At 69.0% G+C, this 23,204-nt stretch carries 22 protein-coding genes; 17 read left to right on the plus strand and 5 right to left on the minus strand.

Going from position 1 to position 23,204, the window contains the following annotated elements; translation table 11 throughout:
* Position 1 precedes the first annotated feature (1 nt).
* Entirely contained in the window at positions 2–688 is a 687-nt protein-coding gene (locus IAI58_RS16100; RefSeq protein WP_207444860.1) for a GntR family transcriptional regulator, read from the minus strand.
* 113 nt (positions 689–801) lie between these two features.
* Between IAI58_RS16100 and IAI58_RS16105 the strand changes: the two genes are divergently transcribed.
* Positions 802–1,818 carry a ketopantoate reductase family protein gene (locus IAI58_RS16105; protein WP_207444859.1) on the plus strand — a complete coding sequence of 339 codons (1,017 nt, stop codon included), beginning with the start codon at positions 802–804 and terminating at the stop codon, positions 1,816–1,818.
* Between the two features lie 22 nt (positions 1,819–1,840).
* Positions 1,841–2,752 (plus strand): polysaccharide deacetylase family protein, encoded by a 912-nt coding sequence (locus tag IAI58_RS16110; RefSeq protein ID WP_207444858.1) that lies wholly within the window; start codon positions 1,841–1,843, stop codon positions 2,750–2,752.
* 70 nt (positions 2,753–2,822) lie between these two features.
* Here the strand turns inward: IAI58_RS16110 and IAI58_RS16115 are convergent, their stop codons facing one another.
* Together IAI58_RS16115 and IAI58_RS16120 are read right to left on the minus strand one after the other, a co-directional pair.
* On the minus strand, positions 2,823–3,185 hold the full coding sequence (locus IAI58_RS16115; RefSeq protein WP_207444857.1) for a hypothetical protein: 363 nt from the start codon (positions 3,183–3,185) through the stop codon (positions 2,823–2,825).
* A gap of 95 nt (positions 3,186–3,280) precedes the next feature.
* Entirely contained in the window at positions 3,281–3,547 is a 267-nt protein-coding gene (locus IAI58_RS16120) for a hypothetical protein (RefSeq protein ID WP_207444856.1), read from the minus strand.
* A 542-nt stretch (positions 3,548–4,089) separates the two neighbouring features.
* On the opposite strand from IAI58_RS16120, the gene IAI58_RS16125 reads away from it, so the two are divergent.
* From IAI58_RS16125 to IAI58_RS16170, 10 genes are all read left to right on the plus strand, one after another.
* Positions 4,090–5,097, plus strand: coding sequence for a LysR family transcriptional regulator (locus tag IAI58_RS16125; RefSeq protein ID WP_207444855.1), 1,008 nt, complete (start codon positions 4,090–4,092; stop codon positions 5,095–5,097).
* 148 nt (positions 5,098–5,245) lie between these two features.
* Entirely contained in the window at positions 5,246–6,136 is an 891-nt protein-coding gene (locus tag IAI58_RS16130; RefSeq protein ID WP_207444854.1) for an ABC transporter substrate-binding protein, read from the plus strand.
* A 15-nt stretch (positions 6,137–6,151) separates the two neighbouring features.
* Complete coding sequence (locus IAI58_RS16135) at positions 6,152–7,033, plus strand: NAD(P)-dependent oxidoreductase (protein WP_208775994.1); 882 nt, start codon at positions 6,152–6,154, stop codon at positions 7,031–7,033.
* Positions 7,034–7,091: 58 nt separating this feature from the next.
* Positions 7,092–8,084, plus strand: a complete 993-nt coding sequence (locus IAI58_RS16140; RefSeq protein ID WP_207444852.1) for a Bug family tripartite tricarboxylate transporter substrate binding protein — start codon at positions 7,092–7,094, stop codon at positions 8,082–8,084.
* A gap of 16 nt (positions 8,085–8,100) precedes the next feature.
* The gene (locus IAI58_RS16145; protein WP_208775995.1) at positions 8,101–8,967 is read left to right on the plus strand and encodes an amidohydrolase family protein; all 867 of its coding nucleotides are present in this window, start codon (positions 8,101–8,103) and stop codon (positions 8,965–8,967) included.
* A gap of 11 nt (positions 8,968–8,978) precedes the next feature.
* The gene (locus tag IAI58_RS16150; protein ID WP_207444850.1) at positions 8,979–9,707 is read left to right on the plus strand and encodes a PIG-L deacetylase family protein; all 729 of its coding nucleotides are present in this window, start codon (positions 8,979–8,981) and stop codon (positions 9,705–9,707) included.
* The gene (locus IAI58_RS16155; RefSeq protein ID WP_207444849.1) at positions 9,704–10,396 is read left to right on the plus strand and encodes a 4-carboxy-4-hydroxy-2-oxoadipate aldolase/oxaloacetate decarboxylase; all 693 of its coding nucleotides are present in this window, start codon (positions 9,704–9,706) and stop codon (positions 10,394–10,396) included. Before IAI58_RS16150 ends, IAI58_RS16155 begins: the two co-directional genes overlap by 4 nt.
* A 52-nt stretch (positions 10,397–10,448) precedes the next feature.
* On the plus strand, positions 10,449–11,459 hold the full coding sequence (locus tag IAI58_RS16160) for a Bug family tripartite tricarboxylate transporter substrate binding protein (protein WP_237182877.1): 1,011 nt from the start codon (positions 10,449–10,451) through the stop codon (positions 11,457–11,459).
* 184 nt (positions 11,460–11,643) lie between these two features.
* Positions 11,644–12,822 carry a lactonase family protein gene (locus IAI58_RS16165; RefSeq protein WP_207444847.1) on the plus strand — a complete coding sequence of 393 codons (1,179 nt, stop codon included), beginning with the start codon at positions 11,644–11,646 and terminating at the stop codon, positions 12,820–12,822.
* 211 nt (positions 12,823–13,033) lie between these two features.
* Entirely contained in the window at positions 13,034–14,254 is a 1,221-nt protein-coding gene (locus IAI58_RS16170) for an MFS transporter (RefSeq protein ID WP_207444846.1), read from the plus strand.
* A 21-nt stretch (positions 14,255–14,275) separates the two neighbouring features.
* Here the strand turns inward: IAI58_RS16170 and IAI58_RS16175 are convergent, their stop codons facing one another.
* Positions 14,276–15,265 carry a quinone oxidoreductase family protein gene (locus IAI58_RS16175; protein ID WP_207444845.1) on the minus strand — a complete coding sequence of 330 codons (990 nt, stop codon included), beginning with the start codon at positions 15,263–15,265 and terminating at the stop codon, positions 14,276–14,278.
* A 726-nt stretch (positions 15,266–15,991) separates the two neighbouring features.
* Between IAI58_RS16175 and IAI58_RS16180 the strand changes: the two genes are divergently transcribed.
* The gene (locus IAI58_RS16180) at positions 15,992–17,029 is read left to right on the plus strand and encodes a zinc-dependent alcohol dehydrogenase family protein (protein ID WP_207444844.1); all 1,038 of its coding nucleotides are present in this window, start codon (positions 15,992–15,994) and stop codon (positions 17,027–17,029) included.
* Positions 17,030–17,077: 48 nt separating this feature from the next.
* Here the strand turns inward: IAI58_RS16180 and IAI58_RS16185 are convergent, their stop codons facing one another.
* The gene (locus IAI58_RS16185; protein WP_207444843.1) at positions 17,078–18,490 is read right to left on the minus strand and encodes a helix-turn-helix domain-containing protein; all 1,413 of its coding nucleotides are present in this window, start codon (positions 18,488–18,490) and stop codon (positions 17,078–17,080) included.
* 136 nt (positions 18,491–18,626) lie between these two features.
* Between IAI58_RS16185 and aceA the strand changes: the two genes are divergently transcribed.
* The 4 genes from aceA to IAI58_RS16205 all read left to right on the plus strand — a co-directional run bounded on the left by aceA (position 18,627) and on the right by IAI58_RS16205 (position 23,203).
* Positions 18,627–19,952: an isocitrate lyase gene (gene aceA, locus IAI58_RS16190; protein ID WP_207444842.1), complete on the plus strand. Its 1,326-nt coding sequence runs from the start codon at positions 18,627–18,629 to the stop codon at positions 19,950–19,952.
* A gap of 11 nt (positions 19,953–19,963) precedes the next feature.
* Entirely contained in the window at positions 19,964–20,122 is a 159-nt protein-coding gene (locus IAI58_RS16195) for a hypothetical protein (protein ID WP_207444841.1), read from the plus strand.
* Positions 20,123–20,793: 671 nt separating this feature from the next.
* The gene (locus IAI58_RS16200) at positions 20,794–22,401 is read left to right on the plus strand and encodes a carboxyl transferase domain-containing protein (RefSeq protein ID WP_207444840.1); all 1,608 of its coding nucleotides are present in this window, start codon (positions 20,794–20,796) and stop codon (positions 22,399–22,401) included.
* Positions 22,402–22,411: 10 nt separating this feature from the next.
* Positions 22,412–23,203: an enoyl-CoA hydratase/isomerase family protein gene (locus IAI58_RS16205; protein ID WP_207444839.1), complete on the plus strand. Its 792-nt coding sequence runs from the start codon at positions 22,412–22,414 to the stop codon at positions 23,201–23,203.
* The last annotated feature ends 1 nt before the right edge of the window (position 23,204 follow it).

Raw genomic sequence — 23,204 nt, forward strand, 5'->3', positions numbered from 1 at the left:
CTCACTCCTTCGTATCGGTTGCCGGGGCCTGTTCGGCCAGGATGCGAAGCACCGCCTTCAGGCCGGCGTCGTTGTGGCGGAGGCAGAGCGCCTCGGCCCGCGCGGCATCCCCGTAGAGAATGGCGTCGCGAATTTCCTCATAGGCCGCCAGCCCGTCCCGCACCCGGGACGGGCGCGACATGGAGAGGTTGCGCAGGAGCGCCAGCCGGTTGTGGACGGAGACCAGCATCTGCCGCAGCACGGCATTGCCGCAGCCCTCGGCGATGGCGTGGTGGAAGGCATCGCCCGCGGCCACGATGCGCCGCGTATCCGCCAGCTCGGCCGCCCTCTTCAGTGCTCCCGTGGCATCGATGATCGCTGTCATGGTCTCGGGCGGGCGCGTTTCGGCGCAGAGCCGCGCGGCATAGCCCTGCAGCACGCCGCGCACGCCGAAAAGCTGGCGCGCATCCTCGGCGCTGATGGCGGCGACGGAAGGTCCGCGATGCGGCCGGTTCACCACCAGCCCCTCGGCCTCCAGCTGCCGCATCGCTTCCCGCACGGAGGCGCGGCTGGCGCCGGTCAGCTCACAGAGCTCACGCTCCACCAGGCGCTGCCCCGGCACGAAGCGCCCGGACAGAATGGCGGTGCGCAGCGTTTCACCGAGGGCGGACCGGAGGGTCACCACCTGTTTGGCCACCTTGAGACTCACGATTTTCATCACCCAGTTGTGTATAGATTGTCTGCCAATCGGTCAATCAGGTTGACGATGAGGGTGGCTTGGCCGAAGAGGGCGCGGAAATTTCAGACGCGGAAGGATGGACGATGGAGTCAGTGGTCATCTGGGGTTCGGGAGCGATCGGCGGCACGATCGGCGCCTGCCTCCGCCGCGCCGGGCATGACGTGCTGTTCGTGGATGTGGTGCCCGAGCATGTGGAGGCCATTTCCGCCGGAAAGCTGCGGATCGAGGGGCCGGTGGTGGATTTCACCATCGGCGGTCCGGCCGCGTTGCCGGAACAGGTGAAGGGCCGGCACAAGCTGATCATCCTCGCCGTCAAGGCGCATCACACGGAGGCCGCGACCCGCGCCCTGCTGCCGCACCTGGCCGAGGATGGCGCGGTGGTCTCCTGCCAGAACGGATTGAACGAGCTGACGATCGCCGAGATCGTCGGCCGCCAGCGCACCATCGGCGCCTTCGTCAATTTCTATGCCGACTACATGGCCCCCGGCCATATCAGCTACGCCAAGCGCGGCGCGGTGGTGGTGGGGGAGATGGATGGCAGCCGCACGCCCCGGCTGGAAGCCCTGCACCGCATGCTGCGGGACTTCGACGAAGACGCCGTGCTCAGCGACAATGTCTTCGGCTACCTCTGGGGCAAGGGGGGCTATGGCGCCATCCTGAAGGCCTCGGCCCTGACCAATGACACCATCGCCGATTTCATTGCGGCGCCCGAGCGCCGCGTGCTGATCCTGCGGCTGGTGCAGGAAATCCTGGCGGTGGCGGCGGCCGAGGGGGTCACGCCGCTGGGCTTCGACGGCTTCGACCCCATCGCCTTCATGCAGCGGGACGAAGCGGCCATCGAGGCGTCCATGCAGCGGATGATCGCCTTCAACCGCGGCTCCGCCAAGCCGCGCAGCGGCGTCTGGCGCGACCTGGCCATTCGCAAGCGGCAGACCGATGTCGTGGCGCAGCTCGCCCCGGTGCGGGCCGCCGCGCGCGGCCACGGGCTGGCCACGCCCATCGCCGACAAGCTGGCCGAACTGATCAGCGAGATCGAGCAGGGCCGCCGCGAGATTGGCCCGGAGGCCGCCGACGCGCTCAGCCTCGCCGCCCAATCGTAACGACACTCCAGGAACACAGCCGATGAACGAGACGACCAAGCACCCCGCCGGCGAACCCTGGACATGGCAGGAGCCGACCTGGCGCGACATCGTCGAGCGCGCGCGCGCCGGCCGCAGCCTGCATCCCCGCAGCTGGCCGGGTGGAGCACGCTGCGCCGTGGCGCTCTCCTTCGACGCGGACCACGAGACCATCCCGCTGCGGGATGCCGACGAGAGCCCGATGCGCATCAGCCAGGGCCAGTACGGCTCGCGGGCGGCGATGCCGCGCATCCGCAGGCTGCTGGCGCGGGAGAATGTGCGCGCCACCTTCTTCTATCCCGCCGTCTCCGCCCTGCTGCATCCGGAGGAGGTGCGCGGCGTGGCCGAGGAAGGACATGAGATCGGCATCCATTCCTGGATCCATGAGCGCAACACGCTGCTGCCCTACGAGGTCGAGCGCGACCTCGCCTTCCGCGCCGCCGATATGCTGGAGAAGGTCTCCGGCCAGCGCCCGGTGGGCATGCGCACGGCGAGCTGGGATTTCTCCCTGCGCACGCTGGACATCATCCGGGAGATGGGGCTGCTCTATGACAGCAGCCTGATGGCCGATGACGAGCCTTATGAGCTGAACGCCAATGGCGAGCCCACCGGCATCGTCGAGCTGCCGCCGGAATGGGTGCGCGACGACGCCGTCTATTTCAACATGAACCGCTTTGGCGGGCTGCGGCCCTATACGCCGCCGTCGAGCGTCGCCGAGATCTTCCTGGCGGAGTTCGAGGGCGCCTATGCCGAGGGTGGCCTCTTTCTGCTGACGATGCACCCGCACCATATCGGCCACCGCAGCCGCATGCCCGTGCTGGAGCAAGTGATCGCCGCCGCCAGGGCGAAGGGCGACTGCTGGTTCGCGACCCATGCCGAGGTCGCCGCCTGGTGCCTGGAGAACGCGGAAGCCTGACGCCGCGCGCCCGGCCCGCCGCCGCGCGGAGCCGGGCCCATTTTCCCAAACGGGGCGGCGGACGGCCGGCTTATCCCGCCGCCGCCAGGCGGGTTTCCAGCACCAGGATCCGCGCCAGCGCGGCGGTCAGGGTGGCGAAGGTTCCACGCTCCAGCCAGCCATCCTCCAGGATGACGAAGCCATTGTCGTTCCGGGCGAGGATCCAGGGCTGGCAGGGTTCATCCTCCGCAGGGGCCGGCGCATCGCAGCGGGGCGTGCGGATGCTCAGCGCCACATCGGGGCCGCCCGTGGCCAGATCCACCTGCCACTGCGGCCCAAGCCCCTGCGCCCAGTTCCGGGCCTCCTGCTGCTCAGCGGGCGTGATGGCGGGTTTCGGCCGGTTGCTCAGGGCGCGGGCAGCGGGGCGGATGAAGGGCAGAATCACGGCAGTCATCGGTTGGCCTCGGCAATCTGGGACGGGCAGGCACGCCCGGAGCCTCTGCTCCAGCTTTCTACCCAGCAATGTACATTCCATGAATTGCGCGCTGCTCAGGTCCGCCCCAGGAAATTCGCCAGCCACCACAAGGCCCCGGCCAGCATCGCCAGGCCCAGGGCGTAGTCGCCAATGCCCAGCCAGAACCGGCGCCGCGCGGCGCGACGGGCCTCCGCTTCCCGGGCCTGCCTGGCGGTCAGTTTCGGCGCCTTCCTCGGGCGCCTGGCGGCAGCGGCCTTGCGCGGCTTGGCTGGAGGCTTGGGCTGGCGCGCGGTCCTGGGGCTGGGCTTCGGGCTGGCGGCCTTCGGGGCCTTCCCGCTCATGCCCGCCGGTCCGCCAGCGGGATGGGAGGGCTCGCGAGGTCAGGAAGGAAGCGTGGGCTGGGCGTCGGCATCAGGCTCTTGATCGCTGCCACATCGAAATTCGGTCCGTCATCACGGCAAGACGCCGCCACCTCCCGGCGCGGCCCTGTCCGGGGGAGCGCGACATGCCCGGCCCGGGCCAGTGCGGGAGGGATAGACGGGATGGCGGGTTCCGCGCCAGGGCCGCGGGGCGCCGCCACTCCTGACAAACCCGGGAAGACGGATGGCCGTTCCGCGGGCGGAAAAGCGCCCCGTCGCGGGCTGGATACGGCGCGCATCGCCTCGCGCCATCAGGCAAGGCAGCGGGTGGCTTGATGGCGGGAAAGGCGGGTGCCAGATTGTCGGCCCTCGCCTCCCCGCCAGCCTTCGGCGATCCCCACCGGGCCAAAGACACGCATGACGTTGAGCAAGCTCCGCATGAGGGCCAGAAGCCCGGCAGCCTTGCTCAAGGCACCGGGCTTCCGGCGGAAGGCCCGGCTGCCCGGATGACGCGAAGGCCGGACATGGCGACCCGACGCTATCTCGACCAGCGGCTGAAGCTGCACCACCTCCGGGCGGTGGAGGCGATCGTCGCGCAGCACAGCCTGCTGAAGGCCTCCGCCGCCCTCGGCATCACCCAGCCCGCGCTGAGCAAGACGCTGCAGGAACTGGAAGACATCCTGCAGCAGCGCCTCTTCGACCGCCTGCCACGCGGCATGCGCCCGACGGAGGCCGGCGAGCTTTTCGTCCAGTCCAGCCGCCGCATCCTCGCGGAAATCCGCCGGCTGGACGAGGAGCTGGACCGCCTTGCCGGGCCCGACGGCGGCACCGTCGCGCTCGGCACGCTGCCGGTGGCGGCCACGGGCGTGCTGCCGGGGGCACTGACCCTGCTGAAGGCGCAGCATCCGCATCTGCGGGTGCGGCTGGAGCAGGGACGGACGGAGGACCTGCTGCCCAAGCTCGCCTCGGGGGAGATCGACATGATCGTCGGCCGCCTCTACGAGCCCGCCCTGCCGGATGGCTTCCTGCGCGAGCCGCTCTGGGAGGAGCCGATCTCCGTCCTGGCGCGGATCGACCACCCGATCTTCCGTCTTCCCCGCATTCCCGTCGACGCGCTGAGGCATTATGACCTGGTGCTGCCCACCGTCAGCCAGCGCGTGGGGCAGGAGATCGACGCCTTCCTGGCCCTGCTGGCGCTGACGCCGGCCAGCTCCCTCCGCTCCAGCTCATACGGCTTCATCCGGGAGATGCTGCACGGCACGGACATGATCTCGGCCATGCCCAGGCTGATGATGGCGGGCGACCTGCTGCGCGGTACCCTGCGGGTGGTGCCGCTGGCCGCGAAGGCGGCGCGCCGCCCCGCCGGCATCATCCTGCCACCCAACCGCCCGCTGCCGCCGGCCGGCCATGCCTTCGTCACCGCCCTTCGCGCACATATCGCCGAAATCGGGGAACGTGGCCTTGCTTCTATAACCAATGGTTATAAGTCAGCCGGGGAAAGCAATAAGACCCGGAGGCCACGAGGAGTCTAGTCTGCGCCTGACGGCAGGACGCCACCGCGAGACCCGCGTTGCGCTTCCGTGCTGAACTCCGGAGCGGGGAGCAGGCAGGATGGCAGCTTTCTTCGATCGTCGCGGCATCTCCGCATGGGCGCCAGGCCAGCCGGGACGGGCCTGAGGCATGGCGGAACAAGGCCAGCCTGCCGTCCTGCGGACGGCCATGGGCACCTATCCACGCACCCGCGCGCTGAAGGAGGGGCAGGTCACCTCGCCCCTGCTGCGGCTGGATTTCGCCGACATCCCCGTCATCAGCCGCGCCTTCGCGCCCATGGTACGGGAGGGGCGCTTCGACGTTTCCGAGATGGCCATCGCCACCTTCCTGCAGGCCCGCGCCATGGAACGGCCGCTGGTGCTGCTGCCGGTGGTGCTGGCCGCGCGCTTCCAGCAGTCCGCGCTGCTCTGCCGCGCCGGCAGCGACATCCGCGGCCCGGCGGACCTCGCCGGGCGGCGCATCGGCGTCCGCGCCTATAGCCAGACCACCGGCATGTGGCTGCGCGGCATCATCGCCGAGAATGGCGGCCCCGCCCCTGCCGAATGCCGCTGGATCACTTTCGAGGACGCGCATGTCTCCGGCATCGCCGATCCGCCCTGGGCGGAACGCGCGGCCCCCGGCCAGGACATGATGGCCATGCTGCGCGAAGGCGCGCTGGATGCGGTGATCGTCGGCAATGACCTGCCGGACGACCCGGGCCTCCGCACCGTCTACGCGGACCCCGATGCCGCCTCCGCCGCCTTCTGGCAGCGGCACCGGATCGTGCCGGCCAACCACGTCCTCACCGTCTCCCGCGACCTCGCGGAGCAGCGGCCGGAACTGGTGGCGGAGCTGCTGCGGATGATGCGGCAGGCGGCCTCCACCCTGCCGCCGGGTGCATACGGCCCCCTGCCCGCCAGCCGCGCGGAGATGCGGCCTGTGCTGGAACTCGCCCTTCGATACATGGATCAGCAGGACATGCTGCCGCGCCCCCTGACGCCCGACGAGGCCTGGGACGGCCTGCCGGCGAGCGTGGAATAAGGAAGGAGACAGGCCATGACACGCTTCGCCATCATCGGCTTCGGCGAGGTGGGCGGCATCTTCGCCCGGGACCTGCGCGCGCGCGGCGCCGGGGAGATCCATGCCTATGATATCGCCGAGGCGGCGCGCGGCCGAGCGGCCGAGGCCGGCGCCACCGTGCATGACAGCGCGCCTGCGGCGGCGGCGGCGGCCGATGTGGTCTTCGTCCCCGTCACCGCCGGCTCGGCCCTGGCGGCGGCGCAGTCGCTGGCCGGCGGCCTGGGCCACGCGCCCTTCGTGGTGGATGTGAATTCCGTCTCCCCCGCCACCAAGCAGGCGGCCGCGCAGGCCGTGCAGGCCGCCGGCGGCCGCTATGTGGAGGCGGCCGTGATGGCCAGCGTGCCGCCCAAGGGCCTGCGCTCCCCCATCCTGCTGGGCGGCCCGGATGCCGAGGCCTTCAAGGCGCTGATGGCACCGTTCGGGATGGACCTGACCATCTTCCCCGGCCCCATCGGCAAGGCTTCCTCGGTGAAGATGTGCCGCAGCGTCATGGTGAAGGGGCTGGAGGCGCTGACCACCGAATGCATGCTGGCCGCGCGCCATTACGGCGTGGAGCAGGAGGTGCTGCGCTCCCTCTCCGACACCCTGCCGCATCAGGATTGGCGCGGGCTGGCGCGCTACGTCATCAGCCGCGCGCTGATCCATGGCAAGCGCCGCGCGGAAGAAATGCGCGAGGTCGCGCGCACCGTGCAGGAGGCAGGCATCGACCCGCTGCTGAGCGCCCCCATCGCCGAACGGCAGGACTGGGCCGCCGCACGCGGGCGGGCGATGTCCAAGGCGCAGCTGGCCACGACCGATCTGGACGAGCTGCTGGACGGCATCGCCGCCGCCACCCCGCCCCGCGCCGCCGCCGAGTAAACGTCACGCAGCCAAGGCCACCCGACGCAACGAGGTGGCCGCCACAGGAGGTTCCATCATGTCCCTTGGACGCCGCGAAACCCTGCGCCTGGGTGGGCTTGCCGCCATGGCTCTCACGGCGCCCTGGAATGCCGCCAGGGCGCAGGGGCAGGCCACCCTGCCCGACAAGCCCATCCGCCTGATCGTCCCCAATGCCGCCGGGGGCGTGGCGGACCTGACGGCGCGCACGGTGGGCCAGGGCCTTTCCGAACGGCTGAAGCAGCCGGTGGTGATCGAGAACCGCCCGGGCGCCGGCGGCATCGTCGCCGGGCAGGCGCTGATCTCCTCCCCGGCCGATGGCTCCACCCTGATGGTAGCGACCAACGCGCATGCCATCAGCGCCTCGCTCTTCCGCTCCCTGCCCTTCGACCCGATCCGCGACTTCGCGCCGGTCGGGCTGATGGGCACCTTCGCCATCGCCATCCTGGTGGCGCCCAATTCGCCGATCCGCACGGCGCAGGACCTGATCGCCCAGCTGAAGAAGGATCCGACCAGCACCAATATCGGCACCATCAGCGTCGGCAGCACGCAGAACCTGGCGGCCGAGCTGTTCAAGACCACGGCGGGGGTCGAGGCCGTGACGGTGCCGTTCAACGGCACCCCGGCCCTGTTGACAGCGCTGCTGCGCGGCGACGTGACAGCGGCTTTCGAGATCGTGGCGCCCATCACCGGTCAGATCCGCGACGGCTCGCTGCGCGCCGTCGCCGTCACCTCCGCCAGCCGCGCCGCCAATCTGCCGGATGTGCCGGCGCTGCGGGAAGCGGGCCTCGCGGATTTCGACGTCAGCTCCTGGAACGCCGTGGTGGCGCCCGCCCGCACGCCGGCACCGGTGATCGCGCTGATCAACCGGGAGATGAACGCCGTGCTGGCCGACCCGGCCATCCGCGGCAAGCTGCTGGAAGCGGGCGTGGAGGCCAAGGCCGACGACTCCGCCGCGCTGGGCCGGCTGCTGACCAGCGAGGCGGAGAAGTGGCGCGCCGTGATCGAGCGCGCCGGAATCGAGAAGCAGTAAGCAAAGGGCAGCGACGATGAAGACCTGCAAGGCCCCCGACCCGAACCCGAAGACGCCGGCCTATAAGCTGCCCGCGGGCGCCTGTGACGCGCATTGCCATGTCTTCGGCCCGGCTGACAAATTCCCCTACGCGCCGAATCGCAGCTACACCCCGCCGGATGCGCCGGTGGAGGATCTGCGCCGCGTGCATGCCGCCATCGGCGTGGAGCGCGCGGTGATCGTGCAGGCCAGCTGCCACGGCACCGACAATGCCGCCATGATCGACGCCATCGCCCGCAGCGAAGGCGCCTATCGCGGCGTCGCCATCGTCGATGGCAGCATCACCGAGGCTCAGCTGCAGGAGCTGGACCGCGGCGGCGTGCGCGGCGTGCGCTTCAACTTCGTCAGGCATCTCGGCGGCACGCCGGATCTGGAGGTGTTCGACCGCGTCCTCGACCGGATCCAGCCGCTGGGCTGGCATGTCGTGCTGCATCTCGATGCCAGCGATATCCTGGAACATGCCGGGCGCATCTCGCGCATCAAGGTGCCCTTCGTCATCGACCATATGGGCCGTGTTCAGGCGAAGTACGGGCTGGAGCAGGAGCCCTTCCGCCGGCTGCTGGAGTTGATGCGGAACGAGCTTGCCTGGGTGAAGATCTGCGGGCCGGAGCGCGTCTCCTCTGCCGGCGCGCCCTTCCACGACGCCATCCCCTTCGCCCGCAGGCTGGCCGAGGTGGCGCCGGACCGCACGCTCTGGGGCACCGACTTCCCGCATCCGAACATCAGCGGCGACATGCCGAATGACGGCGACCTCGTGGACCTCCTGGCGCTGGCCGTCGAGGACGAGGCCGCCCGCCGCAAGATCCTGATCGATAACCCCGACCGCCTGTACTGGGCGCGCTGAGAGAGGTTGCCATGTCCGGCACGCAGAAATCCGGCCTTGTCGTCACGGCCCATCCCGGTGACTTCGTCTGGCGCGCCGGCGGCGCCATCGCGCTGCACGCGAAGCTCGGCTACCGCATGAAGATCGTCTGCATGTCCTATGGCGAGCGGGGCGAGAGCCAGGGCGCCTGGAAGCAGCCGGGCATGACGCTGGAAGCCTGCAAGGCCGGCCGCCGCGCCGAGGCCGAGGCCGCCGCCGAGGTGCTGGGCGCAGAGATCGAGTTCTTCGATGCCGGCGACTATCCGCTGCGCATCACCGACGCGATGATGGACCGGCTGATCGACATCTATCGCGAGGTGAGGCCCTCCTTCGTGCTGACCCATGCGGTGGCCGATCCCTATAACGTGGACCACCCGGAAGCCTCGCGCATCGCGCAGGAAGCGCGGATCGTCGCCCAGGCCGCCGGCCACAAGCCCGGCCCCGGCGGCGTCACCTATTCCGCCCCGCAGGTCTTCCAGTTCGAGCCACACCAGCCCGAGCAGTGCAACTTCAAGCCCAACCGCATCCTCAACATCACCGAGGTCTGGGAGACGAAGTGGAAGGCCTTCGAGCAGCTCCCCGCCCAGAAGCACCTCTGGCACTATTATGAGCGCGTGGCGCTGAACCGGGGCATGCAGGGCGGCCGCAATTCCGGCAAGCCGATGACCTATGGCGAAGCCTATCAGACCATCTTCCCGGATGCGGTGGAGGTGCTGGCGTGAATCCCGTCGTCGTCACCCACAACCCGCGCGCCGATCTGGCGCTGATCGACCGTTTCGCGGGTCTTGGCGTCTCCACCACGCATGAGGCCTCGGGCCGCGCGCCCAACCTCATGAAGCCTTATATGCGCCCGGCCTGGCCGGGCACCTCGGTGGCCGGCAGCGTCGTGACCGTGCTGGCGCAGCCGGGCGACAACTGGATGATCCATGTCGCCGTCGAACAGTGCCGGGAAGGCGATATCCTCGTGGTCGCCTGCACCACCGACAATACGGACGGCATGTTCGGCGACCTGCTGGCCACGTCGCTGCAGGCGCGCGGCGTGCGCGGGCTGGTGATCGATGCCGGCGTGCGCGATGTCGCCTCCCTGCGGGAGATGGGCTTCCCGGTCTGGTCGCGCGCCATCTCGGCCCGTGGCACGGTCAAGGCCACCCTGGGCTCGGTGAACATCCCCGTCGTCTGCGCGGGCGTCTCGGTCCGTCCTGGCGATGTGGTGGTGGCGGATGACGATGGCGTGGTGGTGGTGCCCGCCGCCGATATCGCCACCACCCTCGCCGCCGCCGAGAAACGCCAGGCCAATGAGGCCGGGAAGCGTGCCAAGCTGGCGGCCGGCGTGCTGGGGCTTGACCTCTATGACATGCGGCCGGCGCTGGAGAAGGCGGGGCTGCGCTACGTCGAGCGGCTGGAGAGCTGACTGCCACCGGGGGACCGCGCCGCGGCCCCCGCCAAGGGAAGGAAACACCAAGGTGAAAAGCCAGATCCCGTTATCCCGGCGCCGGAGCCTGTTACAGGCTGCCGCCGCCGCGCTGTTGCCGGCGCCGTTCCTGGGCCGGACCGCGCGCGCCGCCTCAGCCTGGCCGAAGGACCGGCCGGTGCGGGTCATTGTGCCCTTCACGCCCGGCGGCTCCACGGACATCCTGGCCCGTGCCATCTCCCAGCGCCTGACGGAGGAACTGGGCCAGACCTTTGTCGTGGAGAACCGCGGCGGCGCCGGCGGCACGGTGGGCAGCGAGCTGGTCGCCCGCGCCCCGGCCGACGGCTATACGCTGATGATGGGGCATATCGGCACCCTGGCCGTGAATCCCTCGCTCTATTCCAATCTGACCTTCGATACCGTCACCTCCTTCCAGCCCATCGTGCTGGTGGCCACGGTACCGAATATCCTGGTGGTCAATCCGAAGGTCGCCGAGGTCAAGGACGTGGCCTCGCTGATCCGGCTGGCCAAGGAGAAGCCGGGAAGCCTGACCTATGGCTCCGGCGGCAATGGCAGTGCCGCGCATATCGCCATGGTCGCCTTCAACACCGCCGCCGGCATCGAGATGACCCATGTGCCCTACAAGGGCACCGGCCCCATGATGAACGACCTGATCTCCGGGCAGATCAACCTGACCATGACCGGCGGCCCGCCGATCCTGCCGCCGGTCCGGGCCGGGCAGGTACGCGCGCTCGGCGTCTCCAGCCTGCAGCGGCTGACCAGCGCGCCGGAGATCCCGACCATCGCCGAGGCCGGCCTGCCCGGCTTTGACGCGGTGCAGTGGTATGGTGTGGTCGGCCCGGCGGGCATGCCGCGCGACATCGTGGAGCAGCTCAACACCACCAGCATCCGCATCCTTCAGGAGCCCGCCCTCAAGGCCAGGCTGGAAGCGGAAGGCGCCCTCTTCTCCCCCGGCACGCCCGAGGACTTCGCCAGGCTCATCGCCAGCGAGCGGACCCGATGGGGTGACCTGATCCGCAAGGCCAACGTCCAGGCGGACTGACCCGCCCCGCCATGTGATGGGCGCGTGCGCCCCCCATCCGGCGAAGCCCAGTGCCCTGGCCGGATGGCGCCCTCCGGCAAGGGCCGTTCATTGTGAAGTCAGAACGCTTGCTGCCAGGCACGAGCCAGGACGAGACTGCGATGGGGACGGAGATCCCTCTCGAAGCTCATCAGGGACGAACGTGATGCAGAAAGCAGCCTTCCTGGCCGGGACGGCGCTGGCGCTGGCCCTTGCCGCGCAGGCCTCGGCCGAGATCGCCGTCTCCGGCAACGACAACAAGCGGGCGCTGGTCAATGGCGTGAACACCGTGGTCCGCGACCCGAAGCCCGATACCCTGGCGGTGATCGACTTCGCCAATGGCGAGCCCCGGCTGGTGGGAGAGGTCCAGGCGCCGCATTCCGTGGTCGGCCCGCCGAATTCGATCGCCGTGACACCCGATGAGAGCCTGGCGCTGGCGACCTCGGCCGAGAAGATCGACCCCTCGGACCCCAGCAAGACGGTGCCGGACAACCGGGTTTCCGTGATCGACCTGAAGGCATCGCCGCCGCGCGTGCTGGACACGCTGGAGGTCGGCGCGGGCCCGTCCGGCATCGCCCTCAACCCGGCCGGCACCATGGCGCTGGTGGCCAACCGCAATGGCGGCACCGTCTCGGTCCTGCGCCTTGCCGGCAACCGGGTCACGCCCGCCGGCACCGTGCCGATCGGCGCGGCCACGACCGGGGTTTCCGGCATCGCCTTCACGCCTGATGGCCGGCATGCCCTGGTGACACGCGACAATGACAGCATCGTCTCCGTGCTTCGGGTCGAGGGCGACACGGTGACCAAGCTGGACCGTGACATCACGGCCGGCGTCCGGCCCTACTCGGTCTCCGTCTCCCCAGCCGGCTGGGCGGTGGTCGGCAATGTCGGGCGCAGCGCCAACAACACCGCCGACATGGACACGGTCAGCCTGGTGGACGTGTCGCGCGAGCCCTTCCGCACCACCGACACCATCGCGGTCGGCCCGACGCCGGAAGGGGTGATGGCCAGCCCCGACGGGGTCCATGCCGTGACGGTGATCCACAACGGCTCCAGCCGGGCGCCGTCGGACCCGCTGCGTGCCCCAGCCATGGTGAAGCTACTGAAGGTGGAGGGCGGCCGCCTGCGCGTGGTGGCCGAGGCGCCCGCGGGCGACTGGGTGCAGGGCATGGCCTTCTCCCGGGATGGCCGCACGCTGCTGATCGGCAATATGGCGGACCGGCAGATCGGCATCTACCGCGTCGATGGCGACACGCTCCAGCCCATCGGCCGGAGCCTGCCGGTGAATGGCGGCCCCGCCGCGCTCGGCACCGCGCCCATCACGGCCGCGCCCCAACAGCGCTAGACCAGGAGCGGGCGGGGCGGGAAGCCTTCGCGGGCCCCGCCCCTGCCGCCCGCTTGCCCCCTGCCGCGCAGGGCACCGTTCTCCCCGGGCGGATATCCATGGCCCGGGAAACGGGGCGGCGCCACCTGGGCAATTCGCCACGCATGCGGCACAATTACCGCGAAGGCCCGGGCGCATACGGAACCGGGCGGCGAAAGGGCGGAAACCGAAGTTGAGATTGCCTTTGTGGGTCAGCGCCCTGGTCGCGACCCTGATTGTCCAGACCGTCAGCTCCTTCGCCAGCCTTGCCATCCCACTGCTAGGTCCGCCGCTGATGGACCGCGCCGGCCTGCCGCCCGAGGGCATCGGCCTCGTCTCCGCCATGGCATCGGCCGGTATCTGCTGGTGCCTGGCCTGCGGCGGCCCGATGCTCGCCCATCATGGGCCGATCCGCACATTGCAGATCGGCCTGGCCTTGATGGCGCTCGGCCTCCTCCTGCTGTCACAGCCGCTGGGGCTGATAGGCCTGCTCGGCGCCCTGGCGATCGGCTTCGGGTCAGGCCCCAATACGCCGGCGGGCAGCCAGATCCTGATCCGTGCGGCCCCTCCCCGCCACCGCACGCTGATCTTTTCGATCAAGCAGGCGGGCGTTCCCCTGGGTGGCGCCCTGGCGGGGCTGGTGCTGGCGCCGCTGGTGCTGGCGAAGGGCCTGTCTGTCGCGCTCGGGGTCGTCATTGCGCTGACGGTGCTCAGCATCCTGGTGGTGCAGCCCTTCCGCCGCCGGCTGGATGGCGAGAGGAAGGGGGGCCAGCCCGGCTGGGCAGGCGCGCTGCTGTCCCCGGCGGCGCTGGCGCGCTCGGTCAGCACCCTGCGTGCGCATCCCTCCCTGCCCCTGCTGACCGCCCTCGGCATCTCCTTCTCGATCATGCAGGCCTGCCTGATGGCCTTTACCGCCACCTATGCGGTCACCCGCCATGGCGCCTCCCTGGCCGAGGCCGGGCGGATCGTGGCGCTGATGCAGGGTGCCAGCATGTTCGGGCGCATCTTCCTGGGCTGGGTCGCCGACCGCATGGGCCGCGCCCTGCCGCATCTGGCCTTGCAGGCCGTCGCCTCGGCCATGGCGGTGACGCTGCTGGTCATGACCGGCGACCATGGCCGATGGGCGCTTTATGGCTGCGCGGCGCTGGTGGGCTTCACCGCCATCGGCTGGAACGGCGTGCATATCGCGGAACTGGCGCGTGTCGCGCCGCTGCACCTGGTCAGCGACGTGACCTCCGCCGCCAGCCTCTTCGGCTTCGTCGGATCGGTCTCCGGGCCACTGGCCTTCACCCTGCTGGTAAGCTGGAGTGGCAGCTACGACCTGGCCTTCCTCCTCATGGCGGCCCAGCTGGCGTGTGTCGGGCTGGCGAGCATGGCCTTCCTGCACCGCAGGTCATGGAGACGCACTTCCTGACGATCCCGCTGATGGGGCCCGCTAAGGCGTCAGGTACAGCTTGCCCTTCACGCCGCGCCCTTCGATGTCGCGATGGGCATCGCTGGCCTGGCCGAGATCATAGGCCGTGCCTTCGGGGATACGGAGCCAGCCCGCGCGGATGGCCTCCACGACAACCGCCGCGCGCCGCTGGAGCTCGGCGGGGTCCGCCACGTAGCTGAACACCGACCCACCCGCGACACGGATGCAAGGATTGATCAGCTCCAACGGGTTGACGATGGAGGGCGGACCCGATGCCGAGCCGAATGACACGGCCGTCCCACCCTTTGCCAGCCCTTTCAACGTCGCGGCCAGCGTCGCCGCGCCGATCGAATCGAATGCCAGGTCCACCCCCCGGCCATCCGTCAGCACCCGCAACTCGTCGAGAAAGTCATAGTCACGGCCGTAGTTGATGACGGCGTCGGCTCCGGCGGCGCGCGCCACCGCCGCCTTGGCTTTGCTGGAGGTGGTGCCGACCACCCAGGCCCCCAGGTGCTTCAGCCATTGCACCAGGAGTTGCCCGACCCCGCCTGCCGCCGCATGAACCAGGACGCGGTCGCCGGGCCGCACGTCCCGATACTCGCTGACCAGATACTGGGCCGTCATGGCCTGGAAGAGCAGCGCCTGAGAGACTGTGAAGGCATCGGGCACCGGGATGGCCTGCTCGACCGGGATCAGCAGCTGGCTCGCGTAGGATCCGCGCAGATTGATCCACGCCACCCGCTGCCCGACCGATACGGCACTGGCGTTACCGGTCCCTTTGCCGATCCCGCGCACCCGCCCGACGCCCTCCATGCCCGGCGTAAAGGGCAGCGGGAGCTTGCCGAGACCCTGGCGGTGCATGACGTCGAGGTAGTTCACTCCCGCGGCCTCTACATCGACCAGCAGCTCTCCCGTCCCCGGTTCCAGAGCCTCGTCGGCCGGCTCGACCGTCAGTTGCTCCGGCCCGCCGAACGCCCTGACCATCGAGCGCCGCATCGCCGCCTTTTCCATGTCCGACTTCCCTGTCATCCCGGCATTGACGGCCAGCCGAAGGCCTTGCTGATCGTGTTAGGGCAAATATCGGAGCGAGCCATGATTTGGCTTCACACCGCGAGGCAAGCATCATCCACGCGGCGGCTGGCCACCTGCCACCGGCGTGAAGCAGACCTTCCCCGCCCATACCCGGCACGATGCCTCAACCGGCTTTCCGCCGAGACACGGCCTGGAGCCAGCTGGAGTTCGCCTGACGCAGGCAGGCACTACCGATCATCATCTGGTTCGGGACAGCCTGACCGGTCCTCCCACCATAACTCACAAGACAGCCGGACCAGCGCTTCCAGAGATCCTCTTCTTTCTCCAAGGGAGTTTTGAATCTTGAGCCTGACGGTAATCCTGTCAGCAGAATGCGCCACGCAATCCATGTAACGCCGTGACCCACGCCAACCAGAGGATATCATCAAGCCTGACGGTATCGCGCAGACAAGTCATCCCGCACTCCCGGGAAACAATCAAGCCGATCAACTCCAGTCATATCCAGTAAAATCCCGGAACCTTGTTCATCACCATTCAGCCTCCCGCCTTCAGACTGGGATCGGCATTGACGGAACCTCGCGCAGGTCTCGCGACTTCGTTTATCGCGCATCCCTTGGGAAGAGCGCTAGTCGTGAGCATCGGCGTTCGGGAATACGGTCTCCGGCGGCCCCGAGGATCGATCCTCACCTGAAGGAGTAGACCACCATGCGTGCCACCGTCATGCATGCGGCGGGCGACGTCCGCATCGAGAACCTCCCCGATGCCAGCCTCAGGGACCCGACCGACGCACTCGTCCGCGTCATGCGCGCCTGCATCTGCGGCAGCGACCTGTGGCCTTACAATCTGAAGGAACCTGGCGGCCCGCCGCAACGCATGGGGCATGAGGCCATCGGCATCGTCGAGGCTGTGGGCTCCGACGTCGCCACCCTGAAGGCCGGTGACGTGGTCGTGATGCCCTTCACTTCTTCCGACGGAACCTGCGTGTTCTGCCATGAGGGCCTGAACACCGCCTGCGTCCATGTCCGCTTCTTCGGCAATGGCGGCGACATGGAAGGAGCGCAGGCGGAGGCGCTGCGCGTGCCTCAGGCCGACGGGACATTGTTCCCCCTGCGCGTCGGCGCTGACGAGGCGCTGATGCCCTCGCTGCTCACGCTCTCGGACGTGATGGCGACGGGCCACCATGCGGCGGTGGTAGCCAAGGCCGGCCCGGGCCGGATCGCGGCGGTCATCGGGGATGGTGCCGTGGGCCTTTGCGGCGTCATCGCGGCAAAGCGGCTCGGGGCCGAGCGTATCATCATCCTCGGCCATCACGCGGACCGGATCGCGCTCGCGAAGAAGTTCGGCGCGACCGATGTGGTGAGCGAGCGCGGCGACGAGGCCGTGGCGCGCGTGATGGAGCTGAGCGGAGGCTTCGGGGCGCATTCAGTCCTCGAATGCGTGGGCACCGAGCAGGCCATGACCACATCCGTCGGTATCGCGCGCCCGGGCGGCTCCATCGGCCGCGTGGGCGTGCCGCATTACGAGGCGATCCCTTCCTCGCTCCCTGCCTTCTTCAAGAACGTCAGCGTGGGCGGCGGCCCCGCTCCGGTCCGAGCCTATATCGCCGACCTGCTGCCGGATGTGCTCGACGGACGTATCGAGCCTGGCCAGGTCTTTGATCAGATCATGGGGCTGGAGGAAGTGCCCAACGGCTACAGGGCGATGAACGAGCGCAGGTCGATCAAGGTGATGGTGAAGCCCTGACCGCTCCGGGACCGGACCGCCGGGCCCCTCGGGAAGTCCGGCGGCGACTCAGGGCTGGAGTTCGTCCTTCCGGCGACCGGAGAAGGCCCAGGGCGCCATGCGCTCTTCATGCGGGTCCAGGCTCAGCCGGTGCTCGAGAGGCGGGAAGGCACGGCTGCGGCAATCGGCGCGCTCGCAGAGGCGGCAGGACAGGCCGATACCGACGCGGCATGTCCCCAGGTCCATTCCATCCGCGTAGACCACTTCCCCCGCATGCGAGATGTCGCAGCCGAGCGTGACCACATGCGTAGGCACCGGCTCCCCCCAGCGGGTCACGGGACCGGCGATCATGCGGGCGAAGCAGAGGAAGCTGGCGCCATCGGGGAGTTCCGCGATCTGCACCTGCAATCTTTCCGGGCTCGCGAAGGTGATATGCGGCAGCCAGCGCGGGCAGGAACCACCGAATCGCGCGAAGGGAAAGCCGGCGGCTGAGAAGCGCTTGTCCACATTCCCCGCCGTGTCCGTGCGGAGGAAAAAGAAGGGCACGCCGCGTTCGCCGTCCCGTTGCATCGTGCAAAGGCGGTGGGTCACCTGCTCGAAGCCCTGGCCGAAGCGGGCGCAGAGGCGGTCGAGGTCATGGCGGAGTTCCCGCGCGGCGGCCAGGAAGGGCGCATAGGGCATCAGCAGCGCCGCGGCGCCATAGTTCAGCAAGCCGATGCGGATCAATGCGGCCGCCTCAGCCGATGACGGGGCGGCGGGGGCCAACACCTCCTCCACGACGCCGCGCGCTTCCAGCAGCATGAGCTGGAAGGCCATCTGAAAGCCTCGGCTGCCTCGCGGCAGGGATTCGGACAGTTCGAGCAGGCGCGCCGCAGGGTCGAAGCGCCGCAGGCTGCCCTCCAGTGCGCCGACACGTACCACCAGGCCATGCCGCTGCCGCAGCCGTTGCGCGATGGCGTGGTTCAGTTCCGCCGGCGTGGCGGCCATTTCGGCGCCGATCTGCTCTGCCACGGTTTCCAGTGCCGGGAAATGATTGGCGCGGTCCTGGAAGAAGTCGCGCGCTTCCTCGGCCGGCAATTGCAGGCGGCGGCCGCTCGGCAGGGCCAGACCGCTGGCATCCTCGCGCGCCACACGCCAGGCACGGTAGAGCGCCAGAACCGCCCGGGACGCATTGGGCGCGCTGCCGGCCATGGCCTGCAACTCGGCCTCCGGCACCGCTTCAAGCCCCAGCATCGGATCGGTCATCACTTCCCGCAGGCCGGCTTCGAGTTGCCGTTCGGACTGGCCGGAAAGAGTCGCGAGCTCGACCTGCAGGATCGCCGCCAGCTTCAGTAGAAGGGAGGCAGTAACGCCGCGTTGGTCGGCCTCGATCAGGTTCAGGTAGCTGCCGGAAATCCCAAGGCGCTGCGCCAGCGCCTGCTGGGTCAGCCCTTTGTCCTGCCGCAGCCGGCGGATCGTGCGGCCGATCAGTGGGCGGGACATTTACAGGCTTTACACATTGAAGGTCTCCGCAGTCAAAGACCGCACAACTTTGCAATGACTTAGAGAGAATGATCCGTGCAGGACGCGGGTGCAATGTGAATATTTGACTCGTGAAAACAACCACAGGAGAACGCCCATGCGCCCTACCCCAACCATGCTGCCTGATGGGATCGCCGCCGGGCCGGGGCCCGGGCGTTTCGCCGGCATCCGGCGCGACTATGCGCCTGAAGAGGTGGAGCGTCTGGCCGGGTCGTTCCGGGTGAAGCACACGCTGGCCGAGATGGGCGCCCGCCGCCTGTGGCATCTGCTGCAAACGGAGCCTTTCGTGAACACGCTGGGCGCATTGACCGGCAACCAGGCGCTACAGCAGGTGAAGGCGGGGCTGAAGGCCATTTACCTCTCCGGCTGGCAGGTCGCGGCCGACGCCAATTCAGCCGGGCAGATGTATCCGGACCAGTCGCTCTACCCGGTCGACTCCGTGCCCAGGGTGATTACCCGCATCAATGCCGCGCTGCGCCGCGCCGACCAGATCGCACATCTGGAAAATACCGGCGACACCACGCACTGGATGGCGCCCATCATCGCCGATGCCGAGGCAGGCTTCGGTGGCCCGCTGAATGCGTATGAGCTGATGCGCGCCATGATCGAGGCCGGCGCCGCCGGCGTGCATTTCGAGGACCAGCTGGCCAGCGAGAAGAAGTGCGGCCATCTCGGCGGCAAGGTGCTGGTGCCGATCTCGCAGCATATCCGCACGCTGAACGCCGCGCGGCTGGCCGCGGATGTGGAAGGCGTGCCCACTGTGCTGCTGTGCCGCACCGATGCGGAAAGCGCGCAGCTGCTGACCAGTGACGTGGACGAGCGCGACCATCCCTTCATCAGCGGTGAGCGCACGCCCGAGGGCTTCTTCCGCATCAAGCCTGGTATCGGCAAGCAGTATGCCATCGCACGCGGGCTGGCCTATGCGCCCTATGCCGACCTGCTGTGGTGGGAAACCTCCGATCCCGACCTGGATGACGCCCGCGCCTTCGCGGAGGCCATCCACCGGGAATTCCCGGGCAAGATGCTGGCCTATAACTGCTCGCCTTCCTTCAACTGGAAGCGGAAGATGGGCGAGGAGGCGGCGGCGAAGTTCCAACGCGAGATCGGCGCCATGGGCTACAAGTTCCAGTTCATCACCTTGGCCGGCTTCCACAGCCTGAACCATTCGATGTTCCAGCTCGCACGCGGCTACAGGGAACGCGGCATGGCGGCTTACTCCGAGTTGCAGCAAGCCGAGTTCGCCGCGGAGGCCGAAGGCTACACCGCCACGCGGCACCAACGCGAGGTCGGCGTCAGCTATTTCGACGCGGTGGCCACCATTGCCTCCGGCGGCCGCTCCAGCACCACCGCCATGGCGCACAGCACCGAGACCGCGCAGTTCCAGGACACCCCTGCCGTGCCCGAGATGGCGCCGGCGAAGTGAGGAGAACAGTCATGTCCGAAGAGAATTTCGACGACGGCCTGGTGCACAATCATGCCTGGGCGCAGGAACCTGCGGTCATGCCGGCCGGATGCCGGCCCGTGGCCCAGGCGGCCAGCGTGCCTACCCCCAGCACCGTGCTGCATGACGACCGTATCGAACAGCAGGGCTGAGCAAACGCCCGCCAGAGCCTGATGCCGCGGCGCCTTCCAGGCCCGCGGCGTCGTCCTGTTGACGACGGCTTTCCTACAGGCCCTGGAGCCGCCGCGACGGATCGGCTGTGCCCGCATCCGCCGTTGCGCGGCTTCCGGCCGGGGTCGGGCTGCGGTGATGCCGGAGCCTCCACTGCCTTTCTCCTCTTGCATCATAAGGCGCCGTCGCGGTGCCGCGCTTCACGCGCTTACGGCCGCGGACGCGCCGCTGAAGGTGGCCGCCCCGCATGCTGCCGACCAGCGCCAGGAAGGCGCCGATGGCCGATAGCGGCTCGCCCGCAGATGGGGCGCGGCCTGGAAGACGATCCTGCAAGACCTGGGGCGCGCCGCGCAGTAGCCTGAGGCCGGGAGGAAGCCGCAATGGGTCAAGTGATGCAGAAATCCGCCACCACGATGCCGGGAGACACCGTCTGGAAGAGCTCTTCGGTGGGCAGGCCCGAGAAGCGGCGCGAGCGCCGAGGCATGATCCGACTGCCAGGCCGGCGCATGGCCGCTGGCCCTTGGCGTGAGCTTCACTGTTCGGAATTCCGACGGGGCAATCCCGAAGCCTTGGGGACAGGGCGTCATCGACAGACATATCCGGCGATGATCCCGCATGATCCCGCCCGGCCGGTCATGGCGGAGAAGAACTGATGGCGGTGCTGCAAACGGCCCTGGATGCCCGCTCCCCGGATGCCGCGCGGAATGCGGCCGAGATGCGCGCGTTGGTCGATGACTTGCGCGCCCAGGCGGGACTGATACGCCTCGGCGGCGGCCAGGCCGCACGGGACCGGCATCTCGGGCGCGGCAAGCTGTTGCCGCGCGACCGCATCCGGGCGCTGATCGACCCTCTCTCCCCTTTCCTGGAAGTGGGGCAGATGGCCGCGCATGAGATGTATGGCGGCGAGGTTCCCTCGGCCGGCATCGTCACCGGCATCGGCCGCGTTTCCGGCCGCGAATGCATGATCGTGGCGAATGATGCCACGGTGAAGGGCGGCACCTATTTCCCGCTGACGGTGAAGAAGCACCTGCGCGCGCAGGAGATCGCCGGGCAGAACCGCCTGCCCTGCATCTACCTCGTGGATTCCGGCGGCGCCAATCTGCCGAACCAAGATGAGGTCTTTCCCGACCGGGACCATTTCGGCCGCATCTTCTTCAACCAGGCGAATATGTCGGCCAGGGGCATCCCGCAGGTCGCGGTGGTGATGGGCAGTTGCACCGCTGGCGGCGCCTATGTGCCGGCGATGTGCGACGAAAGCATCATCGTCCGCAACCAGGGCACCATCTTCCTCGCCGGCCCGCCGCTGGTGAAGGCCGCGACGGGCGAGATCGTCTCCGCCGAGGAACTGGGCGGCGCCGATGTGCATAGCCGCATCTCCGGCGTCACCGACCATTTCGCGGAGAATGATGCCCATGCCCTTGGCATCGCCCGCCGGGTGGTGGCCAGCCTGAACGGCACCAAGGCCCCGACCCTGGCGCTGCGGCAGCCCGCGCCGCTGCTCTACGACGCGGAGGAGCTTTACGCGGTGGTGCCGGCCGACCGCCGCACGCCTTATGACGTGCGGGAAGTCATCGCGCGCCTTGTGGATGGCAGCGAGTTCGACGAATTCAAGCGCCTCTATGGCCCCACATTGGTCTGCGGCTTCGCGCATATCTGGGGCTACCCGGTCGGCATCGTCGCCAATAACGGCATCCTGTTTTCGGAATCGGCACAGAAGGGCGCGCATTTCATCGAGCTTTGCGCGCAGCGCGGCATTCCGCTGGTCTTTTTGCAGAATATCACCGGCTTCATGGTGGGCAGGAAATACGAGGCCGGCGGCATCGCCAAGGATGGCGCTAAGATGGTCACCGCCGTCGCCACGGCAGCCGTGCCGAAATTCACCGTCATCATCGGCGGCAGTTTCGGCGCTGGCAATTACGGCATGTGCGGCCGCGCCTATTCCCCGCGCTTCCTCTGGATGTGGCCCAATGCCCGCATCGGCGTGATGGGCGGCGAGCAGGCGGCTTCCGTATTGGCCACGGTGCGGCGCGACGGCATCGAAGGCCGCGGCGGCACGTGGCCGGCGGAGGAGGAGGAAGCCTTCAAGGCGCCGCTCCGGGAGCAGTATGAGCGCCAGGGCCATCCCTACTATTCCAGTGCCCGGCTCTGGGATGACGGGGTGATCGACCCGGCGGATACGCGGCGCGTATTGGCGCTCGGCCTTTCCGCCAGCCTGAACGCACCGATCGAGGAGACACGCTTCGGCGTGTTCCGGATGTGAGGGCAGGCCGATGAGCAGCACCTTTCTGGAAGCGGTGGACGCGCGCGGCATCGCCACGCTCACCCTGAACCGCCCCGACCGCCACAACGCCTTCGACGACAGCCTGATCGCTGAACTGACCACTGCCCTGCGGCGGCTTGGTGAGGATGGCGCGGTGCGGGCCGTGGTGCTGGCCAGCAGCGGCCGCTCCTTCTCGGCTGGTGCGGACCTGGGCTGGATGCGGCGGATGGCCGCCCATTCCTTCGAGGACAACCTCGCCGATGCAGCGGGCCTGGCCGGGCTGCTGCATACCCTGGACCGGCTGCGGAAGCCGACCATCGCCCTGGTGCAGGGAGCCGCCTATGGCGGCGGCGTGGGGCTGGTCGCCTGCTGCGATATCGCCCTGGCCGCCGAGGGCGCCAGCTTCTGCCTCAGCGAGGTGAAGCTCGGGCTCACCCCCGCCACCATCAGCCCCTATGTGGTCAATGCCATCGGGCCGCGCTGGGCCCGCCGCCTCTTCCAGACCGCCGAGGTTTTCGATGCCGCGCGCGCGCGGGAGATCGGGCTGGTGCATGAGGTGCTGCCGGCGGAGGGGCTCGCGGCGCGGGGCGAGGACGTCATACAGGCCCTGCTGCAAGGCGCGCCGGGCGCACAGGCCGATGCCAAGGATCTGGTCTTTCTGTGCGAGGGGCGGCCGGTGGACGCCGCCCTCTCCGCCGAGACCGGGCGGCGCATCGCGCAGCGGCGTGCCTCCGCCGAGGGGCAGGAGGGCATTGGCGCCTTTCTCGACAAGCGCGCGCCCCCGTGGCGGCACCAGGGCTGAG

Source organism: Roseomonas marmotae, from assembly GCF_017654485.1.
Lineage (GTDB): Bacteria > Pseudomonadota > Alphaproteobacteria > Acetobacterales > Acetobacteraceae > Pseudoroseomonas > Pseudoroseomonas marmotae.